6 protein-coding genes are annotated in these 11,661 nt (G+C 39.7%); 1 reads left to right on the top strand and 5 read right to left on the bottom strand.

Features of this window, described 5'->3' with window-relative positions:
* Complete coding sequence (locus HMPREF0874_RS06955; protein ID WP_008602628.1) at positions 1-792, bottom strand: thymidylate synthase; 792 nt, start codon at positions 790-792, stop codon at positions 1-3.
* A gap of 171 nt (positions 793-963) precedes the next feature.
* On the bottom strand, positions 964-2,832 hold the full coding sequence (gene recQ, locus HMPREF0874_RS06950) for a DNA helicase RecQ (protein WP_008602626.1): 1,869 nt from the start codon (positions 2,830-2,832) through the stop codon (positions 964-966).
* Between the two features lie 316 nt (positions 2,833-3,148).
* Between recQ and putP the strand changes: the two genes are divergently transcribed.
* A complete protein-coding gene (gene putP / locus HMPREF0874_RS06945; RefSeq protein WP_008602624.1) occupies positions 3,149-4,636 on the top strand; it encodes a sodium/proline symporter PutP in 1,488 nt (495 codons plus the stop codon).
* Positions 4,637-4,683: 47 nt separating this feature from the next.
* On the opposite strand, the gene HMPREF0874_RS06940 is transcribed toward putP, so the two are convergent.
* From HMPREF0874_RS06940 to nifJ, 3 genes are all read right to left on the bottom strand, one after another.
* The gene (locus tag HMPREF0874_RS06940) at positions 4,684-5,712 is read right to left on the bottom strand and encodes a YafY family protein (protein WP_008602621.1); all 1,029 of its coding nucleotides are present in this window, start codon (positions 5,710-5,712) and stop codon (positions 4,684-4,686) included.
* 361 nt (positions 5,713-6,073) lie between these two features.
* Entirely contained in the window at positions 6,074-7,690 is a 1,617-nt protein-coding gene (locus HMPREF0874_RS06935) for a methyltransferase regulatory domain-containing protein (RefSeq protein WP_008602619.1), read from the bottom strand.
* A 196-nt stretch (positions 7,691-7,886) separates the two neighbouring features.
* Positions 7,887-11,423 (bottom strand): pyruvate:ferredoxin (flavodoxin) oxidoreductase, encoded by a 3,537-nt coding sequence (nifJ, locus tag HMPREF0874_RS06930; protein WP_004696929.1) that lies wholly within the window; start codon positions 11,421-11,423, stop codon positions 7,887-7,889.
* Positions 11,424-11,661: the final 238 nt, after the last annotated feature.

The raw sequence follows: 11,661 nt of genomic DNA, 5'->3' as shown, positions 1-11,661 counted from the left end.
CTATATGGCAACAGTCATGGATAATTTACCTAAATGTTCATATCCATCTAAGGTAATGTCCTCTGGTGTGAAGTCATAGAAGTCTTTTACCTCAGGATTCACAATAATTTTAGGAGCAGGCAACGCTTGTTCACGACGTGCTAATTGCTCACGCAATGCATCTACGTGATTTTCATAGATGTGAGCATTGTTGATAACATGTGTAAATTTACCGGGTTTTAGGCCGGTTACTTGACCGATCATACATTGTAATGCCGCATATTGAGCCGTGTTAAATGGGACGCCAAGCCCCATGTCGCCACTGCGTTGGATGAGCATGCAGTTCAAGTAACCATCCCCTACATCCCATAAGGTTTCATACGCACATGGTTGCAACGCCATATCCTCTAAATCTTCAATATTCCAAAGGGTTACAATCATTCGGCGGCTATCAGGATCTTCTTTAATCGTTTTGATGAGCTTATCTAGTTGTTTGTACTTCGCAATTTGATAGCCGTATGCTTTACCAATAGTACCATCTTCACGCATCCATTCATCCCATACGTGCACATTCATTTCTTGCAATTTGCGCACGTCATTGGACTGCATTTGCCAAATCCACAATAATTCTTTTACAGCTGTTTTGAAAGCTACAAATTTAGTGGTTAAAATTGGAAATTCCTCTTGCAAGTCAAATTGCATGATTTGTTGAGGCAATTTGTACGTTGCAATGCCTGTGCGATTTTGACCATAAATGCCATGATCTAAAATATTTTCAATAATACCGAGGTATTGTGTATCTGCTAAGCTCATTTATCCCCCTAGATCTATTTATAATAAGCAAAAAATACTAACGTATATCTTGATAATCTTACTAAAATATATAGTACTATCTCACTAAAATATATAGTACTATCTCACTAAAATATATAGTACTATCATACTAAAAAATATACAGTACTACCATATATACAGCAAAATTTATTATCCCTTATATTCTGCAATGGCCTGTAAAAAGGTAAGTCCATATTTTTTTAATTTTGCTTCCCCTACGCCTTTAACATTGCCAAACTCACCTAATGTAGTAGGTCGTAAATTTGCCAAATCTATGAGTACTGTATCAGGGAAGATAAGATACGGCCTAAGACCCGCTTTTTCTGCCAAGCGTTTGCGATGTTGCCGTAAATGTTCAAATAAGCCGCCCGATGTAGAGCTGGATTTTTCTCGCACCACTGAAACAGCAGACTTACTAGTGCGAGAAGGCACAGACACATGTTGTCTAATTTCCTCCACCTCTTTGCGACCGGCTAACACTTCCTCTGCACCAGCCGTTAAGGATAATACAGGATATTTTCCCGTCGAACTGCGCAAGTAGCCAGATGCTACAAACTGTTGGATAAGTCCTTTAATAGATTTTTCATCTACATTACTCAGTAAGCCAAAGACTGGCAATGCATCATGACCAGCACGCATAATACGATCTGTTCGCTCCCCGCGAACAATAGAGGTTATCATGGATGCTCCATATCGCTCATCGGTGCCCATGATGGCACGGAAAATAGCCTTTGCTTCTTTCGTAACATTGACCTTATCAGCAGAGCCCTTACAAGAGCTACAATTATCACAAGTTGTCCAAACGGTACTTTCACCAAAGTAATTAAGCATATATTTACGCAAGCAATTACTACAGAAACAGTAATCAATCATAGACTGTAATTTACGTAGCTCCACATTTTGTCGTTCCGGCGTTTCGATAGACTGTTCAATCAAATACTTATGAACCTGTACATCCTGCCCACTATAAAGCAAGATACATTCAGCAGGTGCCCCATCACGGCCAGCTCGTCCTGCCTCCTGATAGTAGGATTCCATATTACGCGGCATTTGATAATGTAGCACATAGCGTACATTACTTTTATCAATGCCCATACCAAAGGCATTCGTCGCTACCATAACCTGCAATTTATCGTCTGCGTAGGCATTCTGCATTTCGCGGCGCACCTCGTCGTTGAGTCCCCCGTGGTAATGGCCAGCTTTGATTCCCGCACGGGTTAAATTTTCATACACACGATCTACATCCTTGCGCGTTGCACAGTAGATAATACCATTTTCATTAGCGTGCTGACGCACATAGTGGACAACGTAATCCATCCGCTTTGGTGTGCGGATAACAGAGAAGGATAAATTAGGCCGATCAAAACCCGTCACGTATACATTAGCCTTATCTAGGCCTAATAATTTTTTTATATCGTTTTCTACATATTTCGTCGCCGTCGCTGTGAAAGCCCCCACGATAGGTCTCTTTGGCAATAAATTGAGCCACTCACCGATAAGGCGATAAGATGGTCTAAAGTCATGACCCCACTCAGAGATACAGTGAGCCTCATCCACAATGACTTGTGCAATCGGTAACGCTCGCAGTACATTACAGAAAAAATTAGAACTCAATCGCTCTGGTGCAATATATAAGAGTTTAATCTTACCACTGCGTACTTCGTACATGGTCTTATTAAACTCAGATTGTGTAAGTGTACTATTGATGAGCGCTGCTGGTATATTCTGCACCAAAAGACCATCCACTTGGTCTTTCATAAGAGAAATGAGAGGAGAAAACACAATAGTCAAGCCCGCCTTACAGAGCGCAGGTATCTGGAAACAGATAGACTTCCCAGCCCCTGTCGGCATGATTCCAATTACATCTTCATTCCGCAACAAGGATGCAATAGGAGCCTCTTGAGCTGGTCTAAAGGAGGTATACCCAAAGTAGGTCTCCAACATGCGCAATGCTTGTTGTTTCGTCACAACTTGATGTTGTCTAGATACATCTTGTTTTCCGCCTACCTGTTGTTCCATAGGGTCCTCCTTTCACGTTCCAGAAATATAAGTATTAATTTCGATTACTACTGACAAATATTTCGTACACTCAATACGAAATATTGTTTTTTCATTCTTTTATTTTATCATATTTCATTCGGTATGGGGCTTATTAATATATGATTTCATAAGTAATCAGCTAATGCGTATCTCTAAAATATATAGCCTAAATTAATATAGGAATCTTATTGATATCACTAATTTTTTACCCTCTAAAGTACTAATATGTGGTACAATAAAAATTATTTACTATACTATAGAATATAACTAGAACCTAAGGAGGTCTTATATAGGCATGACACAAGACAACTTAATGATTATTATCGCCTTTGCCTTATATCTAGGGCTCATGATGTATATCGGGGTCTACTATTATCGTAAATCGAACAGCATTGGTGATTACATCCTCGGTGGCCGACAATTAGGACCATGGATTACAGCACTTAGTGCGGAAGCATCAGATATGAGTGGTTGGATGCTTATGGGGGTACCGGGCCTAGCGTATACAACGGGGATTTCTGGTGTGTGGATTGCCGTAGGCCTCACATTAGGCACATGGGCGAACTGGAAATTCGTTTCTAGACGCCTGCGCAACCATACGGAGGTAGCCAGTGATAGCTTAACATTACCGGATTATTTGAAGAATCGTTTCCACGATCAGTCTCATTCGGTAGCTGTCATTTCCGCCTTATTTATCTTGATTTTCTTCTTGATTTATACATCATCAGGCTTCGTGGCAGGGGGCAAATTGTTCAATACTATCTTCGGTCTTGATTACACCGTATCCCTCTTTATCACAGCTGGTATCGTCGTATTCTATACCTTCCTTGGCGGATTCCTCGCCGTATCTTGGACAGACTGTATTCAAGGCGCATTAATGTTCTTTGCCATCTTAGCAGTACCAATTACAGCAGCCATGTACATGGGTGGCCCTATAGAAACATTCCAGCTCATCCAACATGAGTTCCCACAAGGACTTAGCTTGTTTGGTAATCCGTCTGATTGGTTTACTTGGGCTATCGGCCTAATTTCTTCTCTTGGTTGGGGTCTTGGCTACTTCGGTCAACCACACATCCTAGTGCGCTTTATGGCTATCTCTGATGCGAAAGAACTTAAGAAATCTACGAACATAGCCATGGTATGGGTTATCTTATCCCTTATGGCAGCTATTGCAGTAGGTCTCATCGGTCATGTTTACATGCTGCCAGATAAATTAGTAGGCACTGATGCGGAAACAATATTCCTCATCATGACTGAACGGCTCTTTACTCCATTTGTAGCAGGTCTTATCTGGTCTGCTGTATTGGCCGCTATTATGAGTACCGCATCTGCTCAATTATTAGTAACAGCCTCAGCTATTTCTAATGACTTCTATGCTAATATCATCCATCCAAAAGCAAGCGATAAAGAGCTTGTATTAGTAAGCCGTATCGTAGTACTTCTAGTGGCATTGGTTGCCATCTATATGGCAATGGACCCTGACAGCTATATCTTGACGATGGTAGCCTATGCTTGGGCAGGCTTCGGCGCAGCCTTCGGTCCAGCTATCTTGTTCTCCTTGTTCTGGAAGCGCATGACACGTCACGGCTGTATCGCTGGTATTGTTGTAGGTGGTTTGACAGTACTCATTTGGAAACAATTTGGATTCTTTGGCCTATACGAAATTGTGCCAGGCTTCATCTTCTCTTCTATCGCAATCTATATTGTAAGCCTCATGGGTAAATTGCCTCCACGTCCGGTTCTAAAAGACTATAGAGAAGCAGAAAAAATGCACGTTCTATAAGGAAACATAAAAAAGCTAGTTGATTCATCGATCAACTAGCTTTTTATTTATGAGTATTGGTGTAAACCTTCCTCAATTGCGGCTTTTACCTCTGTCACTAAAGAGGCTGGAGTAAGCACTTTTACACTTTGCATATATTGGAGCGCCCAATATTTAAAGGCGTCATGATTAACACGTACACGACATACAACATTATCGGCTGTTATATTCGTAAACTCTACATTGCCATCAAACCAATCTAAAATTTGATTTACAATGGAACGTTTAGCTTTAAACGTAACAGTAATAGATTCACCGCCGAACATATAAATATGTTCCTTTACGTATTGTGACACGTTAAAGGTGCGTTGTTGTTGATATCCCTTTATCTCCCGTAAAGGTTTTCTACGTTCATTTAGCACCGTAACATGTGCAATTCGATCGACACGTAATGTAGACATGTCATCATAATTTTCGTGATTTCCCACCAAGTAATAATGACCTCGATTCATTACTAGTTGGAATGGGTTAAATACATACTTCCGTTCCTTATGGTCTGGGCCAAGATTAATGTGTAATCGCTTATCCACATCTGGTTGGCAATAGGCCAACGAAATTTTTCTACCCTTTTGTATTGCTTCTTCTATGAGATCAATATTAAGAAATAAATCTTGGCTTCTATGAAGGTACTCCGTATTACTTTCAATATCAATACCATGAGGCTTAAAATAGGAGCTCCCCAATTTTGCAACACGCCCGATTAAATCTTTACGTTGAGATGCAGTAATATGGCGAGATGCCAATATACCATCAATCAATAACCGCAATTCAGAATCTTCAAAGGTATGAATCATATAGAAATCAGTACGTCTAATGGTGCCATCTGCTCCCACAGCAGACTCTTCACATTGAATACCAAAATCTCCAGATTCATATAAATCATTTAAATGACGGCCTAAGGTTTTCCGATCGACGGATACCTCGTACCGTTCAGCTAATATACTGCGAATCTCCTCTTGAGATAACGTATGATTAGCATCTGTTTCGTCTTTCAGGATTTCCAGTATGTATACTAGAACTGCCTTTTTAGATGCCATAAAAGACTCCTTTTACAAATAATACAATTAATACAACTTTATCAACTAATACAATTTATAGAATCATCCACAACACATCGGATGATATTTACAAAATACCCAAACACATTATACCATACTTTCATGAACGGTTCATTTTTTCCTCATTAAAATTATCGATTTACTATACTTTTTCAGCAATATAAAATAACTAAAAGTAATAAATATAAAATAAAAGTAAATTTAATTATATTAAATAAAACCCGTTAACACTTAATACATATAAATATTATAAGTGTAACGGGTTTTTATTTTAACTATGAAATCAAAATGAATATAATACAACTTCATAGCAATACAATCAAATAACGAGCTCTATCAATTAGGAAATACTACCTGTTTTCTTACTTCTAATAAAGCCCAATTGTTCCATACGCGTTGTTAATTCATTATAAAAAGCTTCAGCCATGGCATTTTGATGCTTTGTAGGTTGAGACTGATCTGCACTAAAGAGAGCATCTTTAATCTTTCTAATTACCGTGGATTTCGCTTTTGGTTTGTTCAACAACTCCATAAATAATAAATCCTCTTCAGAGATATCGCCAATAGCATCATTGAACATATTTGCTCCATACATATATTCACTACCACCATTCACAATAGCTTTTACAAAGTTTGTAAAACGGGCAGGTATATAAGATAAGCCCTCCATATATTCTTCTTTTACAGGGAATGTTTTATAGAAGCGAATACCACCACGTACCATATGCTCTACTACAGCTTTATACAAGCTACATACAGCAGGTTCTAATTCATCATCAGATGCATGAGCCGCCTCATGAGCCGCTTTCAAAATAGCGAGGGCTTCAATCATATTGAAAGTGCCACCATCTTTAATTATTGCTTGGAACGTATCTCTTACGAGCTCATTTTCAAACATTTCCAGTGCTTCCTCATCAAAGAGAATTTGGAAAACAAAGCTATTTACAATAGTACGTACAGGAATTGTATCCACTTCAGCCGGATTCGCAACAGCAAAGTTAATATTATTTGCAAAGCTAGCTTTACAAATAATTGACTTGCGGAATGTCGTATCTAGTATAAAATCTAAATATTGTTCTTGATCCGCTTGGCTATTAGGAGCCAGTTGCTCAAGTTTAGCTGCTATACTTTCATCATAGGTACGAACCATAGATAGTGTAAGGTCCGCATCGCATACATAAGCAAGATTATGCGCTTTCAAATGATCATTAAATTGATAGAAATAGCACGGATCATTATGCGGCTCTAGATGGTCATGACCTACATAATAGTCATCCTTTTGCATTACAGAGCGCAATGCACCAAGAAATTTACTATTTCGTTCTTTAAGGTTATCATAGTTAAGAATCTGAGCACCCACAAGACTGCCTACGGTCTTACCGCGCAACACCTTTTCCTTATGGGTCAACTTATCTTGGCCACGATTAGCAAACAGCATGAGCTGACGTACTTCTTCCATGGTATGCCAACCTGGATACGTATTGTAAGACACATAGGCAATACCATTATCCACCAAATGATTAGAAATAATATTGAGCAGCTTATCCTTCATTTCATCATTGATCCAAGAGTAGAATCCATGTGCAATAATATAATCGAAAGTCCCCATAGATTCGTCAAAATTCAAAATATCTCCTTGCACCAAGGATACATTCTCTAATTTTGCATCACAAATAATTTGATTGCCCTTCTCTACTTGGTCTTGTGAAAGTTCAATGCCTACAAAGGTCGCCTCTGGGTTAAATACAGCTTGAGAAATAATATTACCGCCATAAGTAGCGCCTAGTTCAAGAACACGAGCTGTCTTCGCAGGTGGAGTATTTAGCCCTACAAGAGCACCATATGCTTCTAAATAGGCCGGCGTTGTAAAAGGAAATGGATAGGATTTATAGCCTAACTCTTTATATATCGTTTGTTGCATGTCTTCCATTGCTATTTGTGAATTATCCTTAGCCATATGTACCTCTATGTTTAACTTTATGAAATATACATTGTTATTTATCATTATACCAAATTACTAGTATATTACCTACGTTTAAAGCAGTTATTACCTAAATAATATGATATTAACACATTTAGCTATATAGTATTACATACAAAAGAGGCACCCTTGAAAGGGTGCCTCATATAGTTCTCAGTCGTTAAATAACGAATTATTTTACGTCTTCAAAACCTTTTTGCAAGCGAACATAGCTTAAGCGACGTTCTTTAGCGTCTTTTTCAGTTTTAGCGAATAATTCTTCTGCAACGTCTGGAGCTGCTTTAGCCAAGGAAGCGTAACGTACTTCACCTTTAAGGAAGTCTTGGAAGCTTTCAGTTGGTTCTTTGGAATCCAAGGAGAATGGATTTTTACCTTCTTCTTTAAGTTGAGGGTTGTATCTGTAAAGATCCCAGTAACCAGCTGCAACTGCTTTACGTTGTTCTTCTTGAGCTTTACCCATACCAGCTTTGATACCATGGTTGATACATGGGCTGTAAGCGATGATCAAGGATGGACCTGGATATGCTTCAGCTTCTGTAACAGCTTTCATCAATTGGTTTTTGTCTGCACCCATAGCTACTTGTGCTACGTATACATAACCATAAGACATAGCCATCATGCCAAGGTCTTTCTTCTTAGTACGTTTACCAGAAGCTGCGAATTGAGCAACTGCTGCTACGTTAGTGGATTTAGATGCTTGACCACCAGTGTTGGAGTATACTTCAGTATCGAATACGAAGATGTTTACGTCTTCGCCAGAAGCTAATACATGGTCAACACCGCCGAAGCCGATGTCGTATGCCCAGCCGTCACCACCGAAGATCCAATGAGAACGTTTGATCAAGAATTGTTTTTTCTCAAGAATTTCTTTCAATTCAGGAGTTGTAGCGCCTTCAGCTTCGATAGCTGCTACTAAACGTTCGGAACGTTGGCGAGTAGCTGCACCAAGGTTAGCAAATTCAATCCATTGTTCTAAAGCGTCTTTCAATTCGCCAGTAGCAGTTTCAACTGCTTTAGCAGCCAATTCTACTAATTGTTGGCGGATTTTCTTAACGCCGATGTACATACCATAACCATACTCAGCATTATCTTCGAACAAGGAGTTTGCCCAAGAAGGACCATGACCTTGTTGGTTAGTTGTGTATGGAGATGCAGGCATGGAAGCACCCCAGATGGAGGAACAACCAGTTGCATTGGCAATCATCATACGGTCACCGAACAATTGAGTTAACAATTTAGCATAAGGAGTTTCACCACAACCTGCGCAAGCACCGGAGAATTCGAACAATGGTTGTTCAAATTGGGAACCTTTAACAGTTTCCTTCTTCATAGGATTTTCTTTTACAGGAAGGTTAACACCATAGTTCCAAGCTTCAGCTTGTTCGATTTCAGTATCGATGGATGTCATCACGATAGCTTTGCCTTTAGGAGCTGGACAGATATCAACACAGTTACCGCAACCCAAGCAATCTAATGGGGATACAGCGATACGGAATTGAAGATCTTTAGCACCCAATGCAGGGATTGTATCGAAATGTTCTGGAGCTGCAGCCACTTCTGCTTCAGTTGCCAAAATTGGACGAATTGTAGCATGTGGACATACGAAGGAACATTGGTTACATTGAATACAGTTTTCAGGCAACCATTTTGGAACGAACAATGCAGGACCGCGTTTTTCGAATTTAGCAGTACCAGCAGGTAATGTACCATCTTCATAGCCAGAGAATTTGGATACAGGAAGATCATAACCAGCTTGTGCATTGATTGGTTGTGCAATATTTTGAACGAAGGATGGGCAAGATTCGCAACCAGGTTTAACTGCATGATTGCCATCATCTACTGCGTCTTTCCAGCTAGCAGGAACATCTACTTTTACCAAAGCGTTAACACCTTGATCGATAGCAGCATTGTTCATGTCAACGATATTTTGACCTTTTTTACCGTAAGAAGTTACTACGGATTCTTTAAGGTATTTAACAGCATCATCTACAGGGATGATTTCAGTCAATTTGAAGAATGCAGCTTGCGTTACCATGTTGATACGACCGCCCAAACCGATTTCGGAAGCGATTTTCGCAGCATTGATGATGTAGAAGTTCAATTCTTTTTCTGCGATTTGACGACGTAATTTAGCAGGTAAATGTTCATCCAATTCTTCAGGAGACCAAGTACAGTTCAATAAGAATGTACCGCCTTTTTTGATGCCGCGAATCAAGTCGTATTCATGTACATAAGATTGACGGTGACATGCTACGAATTGAGGTTCAGTAATCAAGTAAGGCAAGTTGATTGGATTTTTACCAAAACGAAGGTGAGACATTGTTACGCCACCAGATTTTTTGGAGTCGTAGTCAAAGTATGCTTGAGCATACATATCAGTGTGGTCACCGATGATTTTGATAGCGGATTTATTCGCACCTACAGTACCGTCAGAACCGAAGCCCCAGAATTTACATTCAGTCAAACCAGGAGTTTCAACTTCTACGCCTTCAGCACGATCTAAGGACAAGAATGTAACATCATCATTGATACCCAATGTGAAGAATTTCTTACCATTTTCAGCAGCTAAATTATCGAATACAGCAACGATGTCTGCAGGGATAACGTCTTTGGAGCTCAAACCATAACGACCAGCGATAACTTTTACATTACGGCCACCGTCAACTACAGCTGCTTGTACGTCTAAGAACAATGGTTCAGCCAAAGCACCTGGTTCTTTAGTACGGTCAAGAACTGCAATGCGTTCTACAGTTTTAGGAAGAGCTTTCAACAAACGATCTGTTGCGAATGGGCGGAACAAATGAACGTTGATAAAACCAACTTTGCGGCCCAATTTGTTGAGGTAATCCACGGTGGATTCTACAACTTGAGCGGAAGAACCCATAGTTACAACAACGTCAGTAGCATCAGGAGCACCATGATAGTTAAACAATTGGTAGTTAGTACCTGCCAATTTGTTAACTTCGTTCATGTAGTGTTCTACAACGTCAGGAACGTTCAAGTAGAATTTGTTGGATGCTTCACGATGTTGGAAGTAAACGTCAGGGTTTTCTGCAGTACCACGAGTTACAGGAGCATCTGGATTTAAAGCATTTTTACGGAACGCTTTAACAGCATCCATGTCAACCAATGGTTTTAAATCTTCATAGTCCCAGATTTGAATTTTTTGAATTTCGTGGGATGTACGGAAACCGTCAAAGAAGTTGATGAAAGGTACGCGAGTTTTAATAGCTGTCAAGTGAGCTACAGCGGACAAGTCCATTACTTCTTGTACAGAGGATTCAGCTAACATAGCACAGCCAGCTGCACGAGCAGCCATTACGTCTTGGTGGTCACCAAAGATAGCCAAAGCATGTGCAGCCAATGCACGAGCAGCTACTTGGAATACACCTGGAAGTAATTCACCTGCTACTTTATATAAGTTAGGAAGCATCAATAACAAACCTTGGGAAGATGTGAAAGTTGTTGTTAATGCACCAGCTTGTAAAGAACCGTGGGTTGCAGCAGCAGCACCTGCTTCAGATTGCATTTCTACAACTTGAACAGTGTTGCCGAAGATGTTTTTTCGACCAGATGCAGCCCATTCATCAATGTGTTCTGGCATTGGAGAAGATGGAGTGATTGGATAAATCGCAGCAACTTCTGTAAAACCATAAGAAACGTGAGCAGCCGCTTGGTTGCCGTCCATAGTTTTAAATTTACGACTCATGTGATTATTGCCTCCTTAAGCATTTAGCAAAAATAGAACACTTGCTTAATCTATCATTATGTTTAGGAATAACAACCATTACAAACTTGCGCACATGAAAAAATAATGCAATAATATATATGTTATATATAATATGGCATTATGTGTGAGCATACTTTTTTGTGATGGGCACAACCATAATTCCTAATATCATAACTTGATATAGCCCTATATGCTAATTATAACGTGCTGGGCCCTA

It is taken from the genome of Veillonella sp. 6_1_27, from assembly GCF_000163735.1.
Classification (GTDB): domain Bacteria; phylum Bacillota; class Negativicutes; order Veillonellales; family Veillonellaceae; genus Veillonella; species Veillonella parvula_A.
The sequence above is the reverse complement of the archived record's forward strand: the minus strand, read 5'-3'. Positions and strand labels throughout refer to the sequence as shown.